Source organism: Shewanella sp. 2_MG-2023, assembly GCF_030548905.1.
Lineage (GTDB): Bacteria > Pseudomonadota > Gammaproteobacteria > Enterobacterales > Shewanellaceae > Shewanella > Shewanella electrodiphila.
Window position 1 is genome coordinate 22,148 of the sequence record NZ_JAUOSO010000020.1, and the last position, 18,825, is coordinate 40,972.

Below are 18,825 nucleotides of genomic sequence, written 5' to 3' on the forward strand. Positions count from 1 at the left end.
AACTGGTCAAATGATGGCCGTCGCTGCTGTGATAAAAAGCTAGATATCAAAGCTAAATAACAACACAGTAATTGTGATGTAGAAGTCGCTTTTAGCAAAAAGGAAGCAAGCAATGATCTACCAAAGTCCTACAATTCAAGTAGAGTTATTAGAGGATAACATTGCCAAGTTGTGTTTCGATGCACCTGGTTCAGTGAACAAATTCGATAAAGAAACTCTCTCTTCATTAGATGCCGCTCTTGAGAGCATCAAACAAAACACAAGTATTCAAGGTTTATTAGTAACATCAGGTAAAAGTACCTTTATTGTTGGTGCAGATATTACTGAATTCTTAGGTTTGTTCGAACTTGACGATGCAACGCTATTAACTTGGGTTGAACAAGCTAGTGCGGTATTTGATAAACTTGAAGACTTACCTTTCCCAACAGCCTCTGCTGTTAACGGGTTTGCTCTTGGTGGTGGTTGTGAAGCCATTCTTGCAACTGATTTACGTATCGCAGATACCAATGCTCGTATTGGTTTACCAGAAACCAAATTAGGCTTAATTCCTGGTTTTGGTGGCACAGTTCGTTTACCTCGCATCATAGGTGCAGATAACGCACTTGAGTGGATAACCACAGGTAAAGACCAACGTCCAGAAGCGGCATTAAAAGTTGGCGCAATTGACGCTGTAGTGGCTCCAGAAAACCTTGAAGCAGCTGCACTGCAGATGCTTAAAGATGCCATCGCTGAAAAGCTAGATTGGCAATCTCGTCGAAACCGCAAGCTTAAGGCGTTAACATTACCAAAGCTTGAAGCAATGATGTCATTCGCCACAGCTAAAGGCATGGTATTTAAAGTTGCAGGCAAACACTACCCAGCACCAATGATGGCTGTGAGTGTAATAGAACAAGCTGCAACACTTGACCGTGCAGAAGCCCTCAAAGTTGAAAACAAAGCTTTCATCAAATTGGCTAAAACCGACGTTGCGACCTCACTGATTGGTATTTTCTTAAATGACCAATTTGTAAAAGGTAAAGCGAAAAAAGCAGGTAAACTTGCTAAGAAAGTGAACAGTGCAGCCGTATTAGGCGCTGGTATCATGGGCGGCGGTATTGCTTATCAAAGCGCAAGTAAAGGCACGCCGATTGTCATGAAAGACATCGCACAACCTGCATTAGATTTAGGCTTAGGCGAAGCAGCTAAGTTGCTAGCGGCACAAGTTAAACGTGGTCGCTCTACTCCAGCTAAAATGGCTGCAGTATTAAACAACATCACACCAGCTTTAGATTACGCACCAGTAAAAGATGCTGACGTTATTGTTGAAGCAGTCGTTGAGCATCCAAAAGTGAAAGCATCTGTATTAGCTGAAGTTGAAGGCTATGTTGCTGATGATGCTATCATCGCGTCAAACACATCTACTATTTCCATTAACCTACTTGCTAAGAGCATGAAGAAACCTGAGCGTTTCTGTGGCATGCACTTCTTTAACCCTGTGCATAAAATGCCTTTGGTTGAAGTCATCCGCGGTGAAAACTCTTCTGAAGAAACGATTGCTTCAGTAGTGGCATACGCAAGCAAAATGGGCAAAACACCAATCGTTGTTAACGACTGTCCAGGTTTCTTTGTTAACCGAGTTTTATTCCCATACTTTGCAGGCTTCAGCGGTTTATTAGCCGACGGTGCTGACTTTGCTAAAGTAGATAAAGTGATGGAGAAGCAGTTCGGTTGGCCAATGGGCCCAGCTTATTTGCTTGATGTTGTTGGTCTAGATACAGGTCATCATGCACAAGCGGTAATGGCTGAAGGTTTCCCTGACCGCATGGGTAAAAATGGCAAAGATGCTATCGACATTATGTTTGAAAGCGAGCGCTTTGGTCAGAAAAACACTAAAGGTTTCTATGCTTACTCTGTTGACCGTCGTGGTAAGCCAAAGAAAGATTTAGACCCAACCAGTTACCAATTATTGGCTAAAGAGTTCGGTGAGCTAAAAGAGTTTGAAGCAGATGAGATCATCGCACGCTGTATGATCCCAATGGTTATCGAAACAGTTCGTTGTTTAGAAGAAGGCATTATTGCTTCTCCTGCTGAAGGCGATATGGGCCTAGTTTACGGTATTGGCTTCCCACCATTTAGAGGCGGTGTATTCCGTTACCTAGATACTATGGGTGTGGCTAACTTTGTCGCGATGGCAGACAAATTTGCCCACTTAGGTGGTCTATATCAAGTGACTGATGCAATGCGCGAGCTTGCAGCCACTAACGGCACATACTACCCAGCCTAATTAGCAGTAAAGGAATATCATCATGAAAAACGCTGTAATCGTAGACTGCATTCGTACTCCGATGGGCCGCTCTAAGGCTGGAGTATTTAGAAATGTACGTGCAGAAACCCTTTCTGCTGAACTAATGAAATCATTATTAAGCCGCAACAGTAAGCTTGATCCAAATGATATCGAAGATGTTATCTGGGGTTGTGTACAACAAACTCTAGAACAAGGTTTTAATATCGCCCGTAATGCTGCGCTATTAGCTGGCATTCCAAAAACAGCCGGTGCTGTTACGGTAAACCGTTTATGTGGTTCATCAATGGATGCACTTCATCAAGCAACGCGAGCCATTATGACAGGCCAAGGCGATACCTTTATCGTTGGTGGTGTTGAGCATATGGGCCATGTACCAATGAATCACGGTGTCGATTTCCATCCAGGCCTTGCAAGCAATGTTGCTAAAGCATCTGGCATGATGGGCTTAACCGCTGAAATGCTTGGCAAGATGCACGGTATCACTCGTGAACAACAAGATGCATTTGCAGTTCGTTCTCATCAACGTGCTCATGCTGCTACTGTTGAAGGTCGTTTTGATAACGAAATCGTACCTATTGAAGGTCATGACGCAAATGGTGCGTTAATTAAAGTGACTCATGATGAAGTGATTCGTCCTGAGACATCACTTGAATCACTTTCAGGATTACGCCCAGCATTTGACCCAGCTAACGGTACAGTGACAGCCGGTACTTCATCAGCATTATCTGATGGCGCTTCGGCAATGTTAGTTATGGAAGAAGAAAAAGCCAAAGCATTAGGTTTACCTATCCGAGCTCGAATTCGTTCAATGGCTGTAGCCGGCTGTGATGCTGCAATCATGGGTTATGGCCCAGTGCCAGCAACAAAGAAAGCATTAGCTCGTGCAGGTCTAACTGTTGATGATATGGATGTGATTGAATTAAACGAAGCATTCGCAGCACAGTCTCTTCCATGCGTTAAGGATTTAGGCCTTACTGATGTGGTTGACGAAAAAGTTAACTTAAATGGCGGCGCAATTGCTCTTGGTCATCCACTAGGTTGTTCAGGAACGCGTATCTCAACAACGCTGATTAACTTAATGGAAGCTAAAGATGCAAAATATGGTCTAGCGACTATGTGTATTGGTTTAGGCCAAGGCATCGCAACAATTTTTGAGCGTGTTGATAGCTAAAAAATAAATGTAAATAAAAAGCCGCTTCACAAATTAATTGTGTAGCGGCTGTTTTTGTAATTCAAATATTAGTAACGCTTGATAGCTTTTAACTCACGAATATCAGCTTCAAAACTCTGAATTTCTTCAGCTGACACATATTTCTTTAATTGAACCATAGAGCCTTGGTAAAATTTTGTCATCGCATCGGCATAAGCTTTATCGACGTTATTAACCAAAACATCTGGCTTGCTAGCATGTTTCATTGCTCCGCCAATTGCCCCACCAATAATACCACTTCCACCTGCTTTAGTTTCCCATTGAATAATATACTCTTCAGAGATATTTAACTTAGTTAGATCAACTCTCTTTTGAGACATAACCTGTCCTGTTAATGGCTCAATAAACTTTAGAATAAATGAACCGTCAATTTTTATGGTTCCAGTTTCTTGCGCATAAGACGAAAAACTTTCCTTATTAACGTTTGCTTTACCAACTTTAATATCAAACTGTGGAACGATAGCTAAATAGCTATTCTTCTTGTCACCATAGGTTATCTCATCAAAAGTTTCGTATGGTCCAGAATAGGTAAAACCTTTACGCGTTATTAAAGTCTCAACACCATTTTGAAAAGCGCTTCTTACTTTTGCATTGTAATTTAAGCGTACAGCTTCAAAATTGTCATTTCGTGAAGGACGACTTAAACCAAATTGATTTAACATTGCATTTTGTGCAGATACACGCTGCTCGTAAGTAGTAATTACTCCACCTGGTTTAACAATTGCAATTTTCTTATCGACAGATGCTTGTTGGGCACCAAAATCAAAATTGGTATCTACGACTCCAGATTCATTTTTTACCGGAATGGCAGAGCAGGCTGAAAGTGATAATACCGCTAGAGTTAAAACTATTTTCTTCATGATACATATTCCCTTACCTTAATTAACAAACACCTAGCATCGTACACCATAAGTATTAACCCAAACAGTTTTATAAGGAGTTTAGCATTTGAATTCAGTAACTTAAAAAAACTAAAAAAAGTGTAATATTCTATTTATTTATCGACTTTGAATTATTAACCTAAAAAAAATACATGAATGAAATTAAATTCTGAAAATAGTATTGTGAATTAGAGATAAACGAGGTGTTACATATTGTATCTGCGAAGTCAGTTGTGTTTCACGTGGAACATCCTGTGTTAGTTCACGAAATACTAATAAAGCTATGTTTCAGCACTTGCAACAGACTTTAACCAGAGTAAAATTAGCGCAATTATTGTTAGCTAGTCGTATATAAGAGTTAGTATGAGCGAAATTTTTTCAACAGCAGAACATCATTTAGACGCCCTAGGTCTACGTTGTCCAGAGCCTGTAATGATGATCCGTAAAACCGTGCGTAAGATGGCTGAAGGTGAAACCTTACTTATTACTGCTGATGATCCTGCAACCACCCGTGATATCCCTAGCTTCTGTGAGTTCATGGATCACACCCTCATTGCCAGCGATACTCAGAAAACTCCATACAAATATATGATAAAAAAAGGACTTTAATCATGTCAGCACTAAAAGCTATTGCTTATAAAACAGCTAAAAAAGGCAAAATGAACCCTGTCTTTTGTGCCAATGTAAGTTTGCTTCGTGGTGTTGAAAATGATGTATTCGGTCGACCAGGCAAACGACAAGTTACTGTCATGTCAGTTGAGCAATGGCAAATAGCTTGTCAGGAAATTAATGCTGATTTAGATTGGCTAACAAGACGAGCTAATATTTTAATCGACGACTATCAGTTTAGCGCTGATGATGTCGGTAAAGTGATTTCAATTGGCGACGATGTTAGCTTAATTATCACTGGCGAAACCGACCCTTGTGCCAAAATGGAAATTGCACACCCAGGTCTTGAACAAGCATTACTACCCCAGTGGCGAGGCGGTGTTACCTGTAAAGTTGTCACAGAAGGGCTAATTCAAGTAGAGGATACAGTTCGTATTCGATAAGGTCATTTATTAATAAAAGCTGATTAACAATAAAACCGTTTAACAACACACTGGACCAAAAAAGAAAACCCACACTTTTTTTAATCCAATCAGCATGCCCATTAATTATTCATCAAGCTAAAAACGACTCTTCAACGTCTAAACAATAAGCTAAACCATCAACACCCTTCTGTATTAATCCTCAATAATTCAAATCGCTTTTGTACTGTCATCATTTGAAACAGAAAAACTGTTTAGTTCTTGGTTAATTTATGCGATAAATATCATCAGTTTTACAACTCGCAAACAACACTCGATTAATAAAAGTATAACTCGACCTTATAACGATAATCATAAATGGACTGTGCATGTTTACCTCAAAAATAAAACCTCTCTACACTGCTATTGCGCTTAGCTTAGCGAGTGCTTCATTAGCTGTTAACGCAGCAGATGAAACCGAAAAATGGCAAGTGAATGCGCCAGCTAATGCGCCTTTAGAAAAACTACAAATTGATGTTACTGAAGGTACATGGATGAATGTCAGCGTTTCACCTGACGGCAAAACCATTGTATTTGACCTATTAGGCGATATTTATCAGATGCCTATTAGTGGCGGAGAAGCCAAAAAGCTCGCCTCAGGCATTGCTTGGCAAATGCAACCTGTCTATAGCCCTGATGGCAAACAAATCGCTTTTACATCGGATGAAGATGGCGGCGATAATATTTGGGTAATGAATGCTGATGGCAGTAACCAAAGAGCAGTCACCTCAGAAACATTCCGTTTATTAAACAGTCCTGCATGGAGTCCTGACTCACAATACCTTGTGGCACGTAAACACTTTACCGCCAGTCGCAGCTTAGGTGCTGGTGAAGTGTGGATGTATCACGTTGCGGGTGGCGAAGGTGTAAAACTAACAGAGCGCCCTAACGATCAAAAAGATTTAGGCGAACCCGCTTACTCTCCTGATGGCCGATATATTTACTTCAGCCAAGATGCTACGCCAGGTAAAACGTTCCATTACTCAAAAGATTCTGTAAAAGGGATTTATAAAATTAAACGCTACGATACTCAAACTGGTGATATCGAAGTCCTAATTGAAGGTACTGGCGGTGCAATCCGACCTACACCAAGTCCTGATGGGACTAAGCTCGCCTATATTAAACGTGATGGTTTCCAGTCGACATTGTATTTATTGGATTTAAAATCAGGTAAACACACTAAACTTTACGATAATCTTGATCGTGACATGCAAGAAACATGGGCTATCCATGGCGTATACCCAACCATGTCTTGGACTCAAGATAACGAAGAAATCGTATTTTGGGCAAAAGGGAAAATTAATAAACTCAATGTTGAAGACAAAGAAGTCAGCAATATTCCTTTTTCAGTCAAAACAGAGTTAGATGTTCAACCTTCAGTTCGTTTTACTCAAAATCTAGATCAAGATGAGTTTGATGTAAAAATGCTACGTATGGCACAGGTATCACCTAATGGTGAGAAAGTAGTCTTCGAAGCATTGGGTAAGCTGTGGGTTCGTGATATTGAAGACGGAAAACGTAAACGCTTAACTCGTCTAGATGACGATGTTAATGAACTATTCCCGCAATGGTCACGTGATGGTAAGAACATAGTCTTCACGACTTGGAATGACCAGGACCAAGGCACAGTCAGTATTGTCAGTGCTAAAGGCGGCCGTAGCAAAGAGTTAACCAGTGAACCAGGCAAGTACGTTGAACCTACCTTTTCACCTGATGGTAAAACGGTTGTATACCGCAAAGCCAAAGGCGGCTATATGACGCCTCGAACTTGGTCACAAGAACCAGGTTTATATAAGGTAGATTTAAAGAAAAAGAACAACATCAAAATAACCGCTAGCGGTTACCAACCGCAATTTGGTGCTGATTCAACACGTGTATTCTTCATGGATTATGGCGAAACACCTGAGCTATCTTCTATCAGTTTAGATGGATTTGAAAAGCGTACTCATTATACCAGCGAGCATGCAACGGAGTTCCGTGTATCACCTAACGGAGAACATTTAGCATTTTCTGAACGTTTCCGTGTATACGTTACGCCATTTGCTAAACATGGTGAAACAGTTCGAATTAGCCCTAAAGCAACGAACCTACCTGTAACTCAGTTAAGTGTACGCGCAGGTGAAAGTATTAGCTGGAACAATAAGAGTAACGAACTTTATTGGACCCTCGGCCCAGATCTATATCAAGCCGCTGTTGATACCCAATATGCTAAGACAGAAGATGAAGTTAAACCAAGCATTACTGCCATTGGCTTCAAAGAAAAAGCAGATGTTCCACGTGGAACAATCGCTTTTGTTGGTGGCAAAGTCATTACTATGGAAAACGACCAAGTCATCGATAATGGTGTTGTCATCATTACAAACAACAAAATTGTTAGTGTCGGTGATGCCAACGTGACAATTCCTAAAGGTGCACAAGTTATCGATATTAAAGGCAAAACATTAATGCCTGGTTTATTCGATGCTCACGCACATGGTGGACAAGCTGATGATGAAATTATTCCTCAGCAGAATTGGCAACTATACTCTGGCCTGTCTTTAGGTGTTACAGCAATTCACGATCCATCAAATGATACCACTGAGATTTTTGCAGCTTCAGAGCAGCAAAAAGCCGGTAACATTGTTGGCCCACGTATATTCTCGACTGGTACAATTTTATATGGTGCCAATGCTCCTGGTTATACGTCTCATGTTGACTCACTGGATGATGCCAAGTTCCATTTGGAGCGCTTAAAGAAAGTCGGTGCTTTTAGTGTGAAAAGTTATAACCAGCCACGTCGAAACCAACGTCAGCAAGTTATCCAAGCGGCGCGTGAACTTGAAATGATGGTTGTGCCTGAAGGCGGAAGCTTACTTCAACACAATTTATCAATGATTGCCGATGGTCATACGACAATCGAACATTCACTTCCTGCAGGTTCAATCTACAGTGATATCAAACAGTTCTGGAGCCAAACTGAAGTAGCTTACACGCCGACATTAGTTGTCGCTTATGGCGGTATTTCAGGAGAGCATTACTGGTATGACAAAACTGACGTATGGGCTCATCCTCGTTTAAGTATGTACGTACCAAGTGATATCTTGAATGCTCGCTCAATGCGCAGAACCAAAGCACCTGATGAACATTACAATCATTTCAATGTTGCCCGCGTCGCCAATGAGTTAAATGAAATAGGTATTCATCCAAACATTGGTGCTCATGGTCAACGTGAAGGTTTAGCAGCACATTGGGAAATGTGGATGTTTGCTCAAGGCGGGATGAGCAATATGGATGTATTGAAAACAGCCACAATTAACCCAGCGAAAACCTTTGGAATGGATCATCAGATTGGTTCAATCAAAGAAGGAAAATTAGCTGATATCATTGTTATTGATGGTGATCCACTTGCGGACATCAGAGTGACTGATAAAGTGACTTATACCATGGCAAACGGCAAATTATACAATGCTGAAACCATGAACCAGTTAAATGGCGATGAAGTTAAGCGTAAACCATTTTTCTTTGAAACCACTAAATAGTAACTATCCAGCTACTAGATAACAAAAAGGGATGTTCCACGTGGAACATCCCTTTTTTATATTAAGAGAATTGACCTAAAAATCACTTTCCATAACGAAAACAGTCTGTTGTATGGTCATTAATCATCCCTACCGCTTGCATAAATGCATAACAAATTGTCGGTCCAACAAAATTAAAACCGAGCTTTTTTAAGGCTTTAGACATGGCTTCAGATTCAGGTGTTTGCGCTGGCACTTCTGACATCGTAGCGAAGTGATTGATTTTCGGCTCACCTCCGACAAACTCCCACAGAAATTTTGAAAAGTCATTTCCTTGTTCTACAAAAACCAAATAGGCTTTAGCATTTTTGATGATAGAATTCACTTTCAAACGGTTTCTAACTATCCCAGGGTTAAGTAATAACTCCTCTACTTTAGCATCGTCAAAAGTGGCAATGACTTTAGGATCGAAGTTAGCAAACAAGTCTTGGTAATTATGCTGCTTCTTTAAAATAGTTATCCAAGATAATCCAGCTTGTTGGCCATCAAGGCACAGCTTCTCAAATAACACGATGGGATCATAAACAGGCCTTCCCCAAACGTTATCATGATAATCGATATAAAGCGGGTCGTTACTCAACCAAGCACAGCGTTTCAGATCCATTTGTATAGCCCATTTAAATTTTTAATCTCTACGTTAAAAAATAACCTACATCTGTATTAATCTACAAGGTATAATCAAAACCATTTTCTATTTTTAGCCTCAACCAGTAGATAAGCGGACATGACGACGAAACACGACGTAAAGACATTCCAGGGCTTCATTATGACCCTGCAGGAATACTGGGCGCAGCAAGGTTGCGCAATCGTTCAACCATTGGACATGGAAGTGGGTGCAGGTACATTCCACCCGATGACATTTTTGCGTTCATTAGGCCCAGAGCCAATGAGCAGCGCATATGTGCAACCATGTCGCCGACCTACCGATGGCCGCTACGGTGAAAACCCTAACCGCCTACAACATTACTACCAATTCCAAGTAGTGCTTAAGCCTTCTCCAAGTAACATTCAAGAGTTATATCTTGGTTCTTTAGAAGCACTAGGTGTGGATATGGGCGTTCATGACGTGCGTTTTGTTGAAGATAACTGGGAGTCGCCAACACTAGGTGCTTGGGGCTTAGGTTGGGAAGTTTGGTTAAACGGTATGGAAGTATCGCAATTTACCTATTTCCAACAAGTCGGTGGTATAGAGTGTAAGCCTGTCACTGGTGAAATCACCTATGGTCTAGAACGTCTTGCGATGTATATCCAAGAAGTTGACAGTGTTTATGATCTTGTCTGGACAGATGGTCCAATGGGCAAAGTGATGTACGGCGATATTTTCCATCAAAATGAAGTGGAGCAATCAACTTATAACTTCGAACACGCTGATGTTGAAGTGCTATTTAAACAATTTGATGATTGTGAAAAAGCCTGCCAGAAATTATTAACCCTAGAAAAGCCTTTACCATTGCCAGCTTACGAGCAAGTAATGAAAGCCTCTCATGCATTTAACTTACTTGATGCACGCCATGCAATTTCGGTTACAGAACGTCAACGCTATATTTTGCGTGTACGTACTATGGCAAAAGGTGTTGCTGAATCTTATTACCAAGCACGTGAAGCGCTTGGTTTCCCAATGTGTAAGTAGAGGTAGAATATGAACGTTGAAAACTTACTCATTGAAGTGGGTACAGAAGAATTACCACCAAAAGCATTACGTAAACTTGCAGAGTCATTTCTAGCAAACTTTACCGAAGAGTTAACTAAAGCAGAATTAGCTTTTTCCGATGCTACTTGGTACGCAGCGCCTCGCCGTCTAGCGATTCGTATTGAGCAACTTGCTGTCGCTCAAGCAGACAAAGTTGTTGAAAAACGTGGCCCTGCAGTTGCACAAGCATTTGATGCTGAAGGTAACCCAACAAAAGCCGCTATGGGCTGGGCTCGTGGTAACGGTATTACCGTTGAACAAGCTGACCGCCTTAAAACAGATAAAGGCGAATGGTTATTACATCAAGCAAAAGTGGTTGGTGTTGAAACTAAGTCACTTATTGCAACGATGGCGCAAAAGTCACTTGATAAGTTACCTATTCCTAAGCCTATGCGCTGGGGTAGCAATACCACACAGTTTATCCGTCCTGTTCACACCGTAACCATGTTATTAGGTGATGAGTTAGTTGCTGGTGAATTATTAGGTATTGAATCAGCACGCACGATCCGTGGCCATCGTTTCATGGGTGTGGATACCTTTGAACTAGACCATGCAGACAACTACTTAACCGAGTTAGAAACGCAAGGTAAAGTATTAGCTGACTACCAACGTCGTAAAGACATCATTAAAGTGAATGCTGAAATTGCAGCCAAACAAATCGGCGGCGTGGCAGAACTTGAAGATGAACTACTTGAAGAAGTCACAGCATTGGTTGAATGGCCGGTTGTGTTGACTGCAAGCTTCGAAGAAAAATTCTTAGATGTGCCAGCTGAAGCCTTGGTTTACACCATGAAAGGCGATCAGAAATACTTCCCAGTATTTGATAAAGCGGGTCAGTTATTACCTAACTTTATCTTCGTCACCAATATTGAATCTAAAGATCCACAGCAGATTATTTCGGGTAACGAGAAAGTCGTTCGCCCTCGCCTTGCTGATGCTGAATTCTTCTTTGAAACTGACAAAAAACAGTCTTTAGAAACACGTTTATCCAGCTTAGAGTCTGTTGTTTTCCAAAAGCAATTAGGCACGATTAAAGCCCGCGTTGAACGTATTTCAGCTATGGCGAGTTTCATTGCCACCAGCATAGGTGCAAATAGCGAAGAAGCTGCGCGTGCAGGTTTATTGTCTAAGTCAGACTTGATGACCAATATGGTGATGGAATTTACCGACCTTCAAGGCACTATGGGCATGCATTACGCACGCTTAGACGGTGAAACTGATGCGGTTGCTGTTGCCCTTGCTGAGCAATACAAACCTAAATTCTCTGGCGATACTGTGCCTACTGCACCTATCTCAATCTGTGTCGCATTAGCTGAAAAGCTTGATACTTTAGTGGGTATTTTTGGTATTGGCCAAGCACCAAAAGGCGCAGCTGATCCATTCGCACTTCGCCGTGCTGCTATCGGGATTTTGCGTCTTTGTTTAGAGAACAATTTACCGTTAGATTTAGTTGATTTGATTGCTAAAGCAAAAGAATTACACGGTGAAAACCTGACTAACGATAAAGTATCTGAGCAAGTACTTGAGTTCTTTATGGGCCGCTTCCGTTCTTGGTATCAAGATCAAGGTGTGGGTGTTGATGTTATTCTTGCGGTCTTAGCACGCAAACCGACTGCACCTGCAGATTTTGAAAGTCGCATTAAAGCTGTGGCTCACTTCAGAACTTTAGAGCAAGCATCAGCACTTGCTGCTGCCAATAAGCGTGTGTCTAATATCTTGGCTAAAGTTGAAGGTGAAATCCCATCTACTATTGATTCAGGACTTTTAGTTGAAAGTGCTGAAAAGGCATTAGCAGACAAATTAGCAGCGCTACAACCTCAGCTAGCGCCTTTATTTGCTGCCGCTAACTATCAAGAAGCACTAGCTTTACTAGCAAATCTACGTGAAAGCGTTGATACCTTCTTTGAAGATGTGATGGTAATGGCTGATGATGCAGCACTTAAGAATAACCGTTTAGCACTGTTAAATAGCTTACGTGAACAATTCTTACATGCTGCGGATATTTCATTACTTCAGTAATGAATATGTCGTATAAGCACTTATAAAAAAACGCGCCTTTCGGCGCGTTTTTTATTGTTCATCAAGCATTAATCACGTCGAAGATAGATCGACTTATGACTATAAACTCAGCAACTTTTGATGCAGCACTTCAAACTGCTCGGCATCTATTTTCACTTGAGACAAAAGTTGTCCCTGCGCCTCGACAGTTAATTTATTCACCTGCTTTAGCATAGAACATTCACTGACAATATTGGCTCGCCATACCGCGATTGCTAATGGATCACTAGGTTGATGAAGTGAGTTAGCCAGTTGCGCTAATGGCTGTTCAAATTGAGCTGGTAACTGCCAATGTTTAACCAACAATGCACTTAAGCTTAATGATTTAGTGGTCATGACTTGCTTAAACAACACTGAGCTAGGCTGTTCACCCGGTTCTGCTTGTCGAAAAGCTTCAATCATCATTTTAAAAATGGCAATTTTACCCACATCATGCAATAAACCGAGAAAAAAAGCTGTGTCACCATCCTCGTCAGCAAACGCCTTCGCAAGAAAGGCAACCTGCATAGAGTGGCGCCAAATTTCGGCACCAAAACGCCTGAAGTAAATAGGCTTAATATTTATCATTTCTTTCATCAAACTAGTACGTACAAACAACTGCAGCTGCTGCAAACCAATTTGAACCACAGCTTGCTGTAAGCTAGTAATCTCTTTGTCAGAACGTTTAAAGGCACTGGAATTACATAGTTTTAAAACCTCGATACTCAAAACAGGATCTTGTTCAATCATGCCGAGCAAATCTTTAGTATCAATATCTTCTTGAGCCAACTTTCTATCTAACTCAGATAGACGGCTTGGCAATTTAAGTACCTTCTCTGCAATCACTTTTGGCGAACTAAAAGCCTGCTCAATTTTAGATAGAACATTGCGCTCTAAACTATTGGCCATTGCGCCAGTGTCTTGATCGCTTACAGGAAACAATAAGCTGTAGAACAAAGCTGAAGAGTCGACAGCGATTGCCATCGTTGGCGCTGGCTGATTTGTAGACTGATGTATCGCCGTTTTGCTCACCGCATGTGATGCGTTTACAGAAGCCGTTTTAGATAAAAGACTGTTTTGCGAATTTAATGCGCTAGCAGCATTCACCTCTTTCTTAGAGCGAATATTAAATATCTTATTAAATAATGCTTTAACCACTTGTATGACCTAAGTAAAAGTAATAACCACTAAACCGAGAGTAATCCTTTACTGTGTTCTAGTATAAAGTATAGCGACCGCAAGGAATCAAGAACGTAACCACTTCACACATTTGGAAATATAAAAAGATATCTCCCAATAATGTCTAAAAGTGAACGTAACATTATATCCAAACAAACAAATTTATTTTATCCCTTTAAAGGATAATGATTGATAACCCTTTGCTTATATCATTACCTCTATGAGTCATCACAGTAAAAATAAATAATAAAAAACCGAACCATTCAATGTTGTCTCTCGTCTTTACTCTACATCTTGTTAAAACCTTACATGGAGTATCTATTTATCCGACAAGCACAAATAGAACTTTGGGTACTTGAAGCTCAAGCTGGAAATTTAAAAGCGTTTGATCAGCTCTATCAGCACTTTTATCCGCAAGTATTGTCGTTTGCATATAGAACAACCAGCAACAAAGGGCTAGCTCAGGATGCTGTTCAAGAGGCATGGCTAAAGCTTTCAACAACAATGACTAGAATAAATGATCCTGCAGCATTTAAGACTTGGTTATTTAAACTAACTCATTGGCAAGTTTTAGATATGGTCAAAAGCAATAAAAAGCATATGTACACCCCACTTGATGCAATAGGTGAGATAGCAGCAGAAACCAAAGCCGATACATCAGAGTTAGCACAAGCAATGAAGCATTTAAGCTTAATTGAGCATCAGGTTATTCATTTATTTTACTTAGAAGGCTTCAATCTCAGTGAAATAAGTCACATTTTAAACATTGCTTCAGGCACAGTTAAATCAAGACTATTTCGAGCCAGAGCAGCGTTAAAACAAGTATTAGATAAGGATTAATTATGAGTTTAGATGACAAAATACGTGAACAACTTGAGCATGAAAATGAGTTATTAAAAGCCCAAATAAATCGAGACCCCAATTTGTGGAGTATGTTGGCAAGTGCCTATCAAGGTAGGCTAGGTGGCTGGATGATCATATCGACTATTGTTGCATTTGGTCTTTCTGGTCTGATGTTGTGGTGTGGCTATGAATTCTTTTTTGTAGAGTCATCAATGGCAACTAAACTGCAATGGGGAGTGGGCCTACTACTGAGTAGTATGATGCAGATAGCAATAAAAATGTGGACCTTTAATGAGATGAACCGCAGTGCAACCCAAAGAGAGATTAAAAAACTAGAAATTGCGATTCAGACATTGAGTCAGCAAATCACAGAAAAGCAGAAATAGATTTTGTGCAAGTAGCTGATTGTGCATGTGGTTGTGGTTGTGTATGGGTAAATGTATTGGGATGGGTATGCTTGAGTGTGACACTGAGATGTAGGCACAAAAAAGGGAAAGCAAAGCTTTCCCTTTTAATTTAAGACTTAACAAATAATTGTTACACGTCTAAGTTAGCTACGTTCAATGCGTTAGTTTCAATAAAGTCACGACGTGGCTCTACTTGATCACCCATTAACGTTGTAAATAGTTGATCAGCACCTACAGCATCTTCAATCGTCACACGCAACATACGACGTGTTTCAGGATCCATTGTAGTTTCCCACAATTGCTCAGGGTTCATCTCACCCAATCCTTTATAACGTTGGATATAAAGACCACGTTTAGCTTCGCTCATCGTCCACTCAAGCGCTTCTAAGAAAGTTTCTACTTCCTTCATACGCTCACCACGTTTTATGTAACCGCCTTCTTCAATCATACCGTCTAACGCTCTACCTAGCTTAGCAATAAGCGAGTAGTCGTTTGACTGGAAGAAGTCATAGCTGAACAAGTAATTAGTATCGATACCATGCTTACGAATCGTTAAGCTAGGCAGGTAAGCTTTACGCTCTGGATCTAATACCGGCTCAATGCTGTAAATCACGCCGTCAGACTCAAGTTCAATTAAGTCTGCCACGAATGCATCACACCACTGCTTCATTTGACCTTCATCAGATAGCATTTCATTGCTCACACCTGGATGATGGATCATACGATTAGTAATAGACTCAGGGTAACGTTTAGCTAAACGATCAATGATTGCTTCAACTTCACGATATTGGCTCACTAAACGTTCTAAAGGTTCACCAGTCATACCTGGAGCGCCTTGAGTCGGATAAATATGAGTGCCATCTAACGCTTGAGTAGTTAAGTATTCAGTTAACGCCGGCTCATCTTTTAGATACTGCTCTTGCTTACCTTTTTTAACTTTAAACAAAGGAGGCTGTGCAATATAGATAAAGCCACGCTCAATTAGCTCAGGCATTTGACGGAAGAAGAAGGTCAATAGCAAGGTACGAATGTGCGAGCCATCGACGTCGGCATCGGTCATGATGATGATGTTATGATAACGGGTTTTCTCTGGGTCGTAATCTTCACGGCCGATACCACAACCTAGTGCAGTAATTAACGTTGCCACTTCTTGCGAAGATAACATTTTATCAAAACGTGCTTTCTCAACGTTTAAGATTTTACCTTTAAGCGGAAGAATCGCTTGGTTTTTACGGTTACGTCCCTGCTTGGCTGATCCGCCAGCAGAGTCCCCTTCCACTATGTAGATTTCAGAAAGACCAGGGTCTTTCTCTTGGCAATCTGCAAGTTTACCTGGCAAACCACCTAAATCGAGTGCGCCTTTACGACGTGTCATTTCACGAGCTTTACGCGCTGCTTCACGAGCACGAGCGGCATCAACAATCTTACCCACAATCAATTTTGCATCGACAGGGTTTTCTAATAGGTAATCATTTAACTGCTCACCCATTGTTTGTTCTACAGCGCCTTTCACTTCACTTGAAACCAATTTATCTTTGGTTTGTGAACTGAACTTTGGATCTGGTACTTTTACAGAAACAACCGCGGTCAAACCTTCACGAGCATCATCACCCGTTGCGTTGGTTTTGCCTTTCTTATTGAAGCCTTCACGCTCCATGTAGTTATTTAAGTTACGTGTTAATGCACCACGGAAACCCGCTAAGTGAGTACCACCATCACGTTGTGGAATGTTATTGGTAAAACAGAAAATGCTTTCTTGATAACCATCATTCCACTGCATTGCGACTTCAACGGTAATGCCATCTTCACGTTCTTGAGTAAAGTGGAATACGTCTTTGTTGATTGGCGTCTTGTTACGGTTCAAGTAATCTACGAATGCGCTAATACCGCCGTCGTATTTAAAGAATTCATTACGCTCATCACGTTCGTCAACAAGGCGGATACCCACACCTGAGTTCAAGAATGATAATTCACGTACACGTTTGGCAAGAATATCAAAATGGAACAAGGTATCTGAGAAGGTTTCAGCACTTGGCCAAAAACGGATATGAGTCCCAGTCTTTTCAGTATCACCAACTGGTGCGATAGGCGCATCTGGAACACCCATAGTGTAGAACTGTTCATAAATATGACCATCACGACGAATGATCATTTGCAGTTTTTCAGATAATGCGTTTACTACCGAAACACCTACACCGTGCAAACCACCAGAAACTTTGTATGAGTTATCATCGAACTTACCACCAGCATGAAGTACGGTCATAATCACTTCTGCAGCTGAAACCCCTTCTTCTTCATGGATTGCAACTGGAACACCACGGCCATCATCTGTAACAGATACAGAACCATCAGCATGAATGGTGATAGTAATGTCATTACAGTGACCCGCTAAGGCTTCATCGATAGAGTTATCGACCACTTCGAATACCATGTGATGAAGACCCGTACCATCATCTGTATCGCCGATGTACATCCCTGGTCTCTTACGAACTGCATCAAGGCCTTTTAAAACCTTAATACTCGAAGAATCATAACTATTCTCTGACATATTTCTCTCTCGTTTTTATTCAACTACCGTGACTTGCCCGTGTTCCACATGAAACATTTTACTTGGCGGGCTTGCCAGCGAATCGACTATTGCAACAGGATCAATCGCTGTGACAAAAATTTGTGCACCGGTTTCGGTTAACTGTTTTAGCAATAGCTGCCTATGTTGTGCATCCAACTCAGATGGAAGATCATCCACAAGGTAAATACTATGCTTGTTCTGTTGTTCTTGAAGCAATTTGCCTTGTGCAATACGCAGTGCACAGACTAATAATTTTAACTGTCCTCGGGATAACGCATCTTGCACGGGTAGGTTGCCAACACGTAATCGCAAATCTGCTTTGTGTGGTCCACTACCTGTATTACCCGATGATAAATCTCGGTGATATTGAGTTTCGAGTAACTCGGAAAAATCCGTTTTGCTATCCCAGCCACGAGTAAAGGAAACTTTAATATCAACTCGTGGTAAAAACTCTTCGATTATACCCTTAAGTAGCTCATTTAACGAGTCTACATAGTGATTTCGTATCGAAGTAACTTGTTCAGCATACCGCACCAATTCCTTATCCCAAAATTGAATTGTGGCATAAGAAGATCTGTCTCTAAGTAGCTGATTTCTTTGTTTTAAAATTCTTCTCGTATTTACCCATGCTTGATAAAAATTAACGTCAGCATGAAAAGCGCCCCAATCAATGAATTGACGGCGGGCTTTTGGACCTTCAAATAGCAAAGAAAAACTTTCAGGGGTGATAACTTGAATAGGTAACGTTTCAGCTAAAACAGATAATCGCTTCACTTTATCGCCATTCATTTTGACATCAATGTCGCCATTTCTAAAACGTCTTAGGCCTAATTTCGCTTCACCCGACTCCATTTCGAGTTCGGCAAATAACGTTAGGCTGTCTTGCTCAATATTAATCACCCTTTGCGATAAGTGACTTCGAAAAGAACGCCCCATTCCCAAAAAATATATCGCTTCTAATATACTGGTTTTTCCACTGCCATTTTCACCATAAATCAAGTTTAAACCTGACGCTGGGGTTAATGACGCCGAAAGGATATTACGAAACTGGGCGATATTAAGACGGGTTAAACTCATGAGTGGTAATTTCTCAAACCT

Annotated in this window: 14 protein-coding genes; 9 read left to right on the forward strand and 5 right to left on the reverse strand. The window is 40.9% G+C overall.

Annotation, left to right across the window (positions count from 1 at the left end; all coding sequences use genetic code 11):
* Window positions 1–112 precede the first annotated feature (112 nt).
* Window positions 113–2,263 carry a fatty acid oxidation complex subunit alpha FadB gene (gene fadB, locus Q4600_RS17760; RefSeq protein WP_303517408.1) on the forward strand — a complete coding sequence of 717 codons (2,151 nt, stop codon included), beginning with the start codon at window positions 113–115 and terminating at the stop codon, window positions 2,261–2,263.
* Window positions 2,264–2,285: 22 nt separating this feature from the next.
* Complete coding sequence (gene fadA / locus Q4600_RS17765; protein ID WP_102529104.1) at window positions 2,286–3,455, forward strand: acetyl-CoA C-acyltransferase FadA; 1,170 nt, start codon at window positions 2,286–2,288, stop codon at window positions 3,453–3,455.
* A 68-nt stretch (window positions 3,456–3,523) separates the two neighbouring features.
* Here the strand turns inward: fadA and Q4600_RS17770 are convergent, their stop codons facing one another.
* On the reverse strand, window positions 3,524–4,354 hold the full coding sequence (locus Q4600_RS17770) for an HpaA family protein (protein WP_229371008.1): 831 nt from the start codon (window positions 4,352–4,354) through the stop codon (window positions 3,524–3,526).
* Between the two features lie 384 nt (window positions 4,355–4,738).
* Here Q4600_RS17770 and tusA point away from each other — a divergent pair, with 384 nt between their 5' ends.
* From tusA to Q4600_RS17785, 3 genes are all read left to right on the forward strand, one after another.
* Window positions 4,739–4,984, forward strand: a complete 246-nt coding sequence (gene tusA, locus Q4600_RS17775; RefSeq protein ID WP_102529105.1) for a sulfurtransferase TusA — start codon at window positions 4,739–4,741, stop codon at window positions 4,982–4,984.
* Window positions 4,985–4,986: 2 nt separating this feature from the next.
* On the forward strand, window positions 4,987–5,427 hold the full coding sequence (locus tag Q4600_RS17780) for an MOSC domain-containing protein (protein ID WP_102529106.1): 441 nt from the start codon (window positions 4,987–4,989) through the stop codon (window positions 5,425–5,427).
* A gap of 347 nt (window positions 5,428–5,774) precedes the next feature.
* Window positions 5,775–8,963 (forward strand): amidohydrolase family protein, encoded by a 3,189-nt coding sequence (locus Q4600_RS17785; protein ID WP_303517406.1) that lies wholly within the window; start codon window positions 5,775–5,777, stop codon window positions 8,961–8,963.
* Window positions 8,964–9,045: 82 nt separating this feature from the next.
* Here the strand turns inward: Q4600_RS17785 and Q4600_RS17790 are convergent, their stop codons facing one another.
* A complete protein-coding gene (locus Q4600_RS17790) occupies window positions 9,046–9,606 on the reverse strand; it encodes a DNA-3-methyladenine glycosylase I (RefSeq protein WP_303517405.1) in 561 nt (186 codons plus the stop codon).
* Window positions 9,607–9,726: 120 nt separating this feature from the next.
* On the opposite strand from Q4600_RS17790, the gene glyQ reads away from it, so the two are divergent.
* Both glyQ and glyS read left to right on the forward strand, forming a co-directional pair.
* The gene (gene glyQ / locus Q4600_RS17795; RefSeq protein ID WP_102529109.1) at window positions 9,727–10,632 is read left to right on the forward strand and encodes a glycine--tRNA ligase subunit alpha; all 906 of its coding nucleotides are present in this window, start codon (window positions 9,727–9,729) and stop codon (window positions 10,630–10,632) included.
* 9 nt (window positions 10,633–10,641) lie between these two features.
* Window positions 10,642–12,711: a glycine--tRNA ligase subunit beta gene (gene glyS / locus Q4600_RS17800; protein ID WP_303517404.1), complete on the forward strand. Its 2,070-nt coding sequence runs from the start codon at window positions 10,642–10,644 to the stop codon at window positions 12,709–12,711.
* 99 nt (window positions 12,712–12,810) lie between these two features.
* Here the strand turns inward: glyS and Q4600_RS17805 are convergent, their stop codons facing one another.
* Entirely contained in the window at window positions 12,811–13,713 is a 903-nt protein-coding gene (locus tag Q4600_RS17805) for an HDOD domain-containing protein (protein WP_229371051.1), read from the reverse strand.
* A 504-nt stretch (window positions 13,714–14,217) separates the two neighbouring features.
* Here Q4600_RS17805 and Q4600_RS17810 point away from each other — a divergent pair.
* Entirely contained in the window at window positions 14,218–14,748 is a 531-nt protein-coding gene (locus Q4600_RS17810) for an RNA polymerase sigma factor (RefSeq protein ID WP_303517402.1), read from the forward strand.
* 2 nt (window positions 14,749–14,750) lie between these two features.
* Window positions 14,751–15,137, forward strand: a complete 387-nt coding sequence (locus Q4600_RS17815; RefSeq protein ID WP_303517401.1) for a DUF6768 family protein — start codon at window positions 14,751–14,753, stop codon at window positions 15,135–15,137.
* A 151-nt stretch (window positions 15,138–15,288) separates the two neighbouring features.
* Here the strand turns inward: Q4600_RS17815 and gyrB are convergent, their stop codons facing one another.
* Window positions 15,289–17,706, reverse strand: a complete 2,418-nt coding sequence (gene gyrB / locus Q4600_RS17820) for a DNA topoisomerase (ATP-hydrolyzing) subunit B (protein ID WP_248956947.1) — start codon at window positions 17,704–17,706, stop codon at window positions 15,289–15,291.
* A 15-nt stretch (window positions 17,707–17,721) separates the two neighbouring features.
* Complete coding sequence (recF, locus tag Q4600_RS17825) at window positions 17,722–18,804, reverse strand: DNA replication/repair protein RecF (RefSeq protein ID WP_303517399.1); 1,083 nt, start codon at window positions 18,802–18,804, stop codon at window positions 17,722–17,724.
* Between the last annotated feature and the right edge of the window lie 21 nt (window positions 18,805–18,825).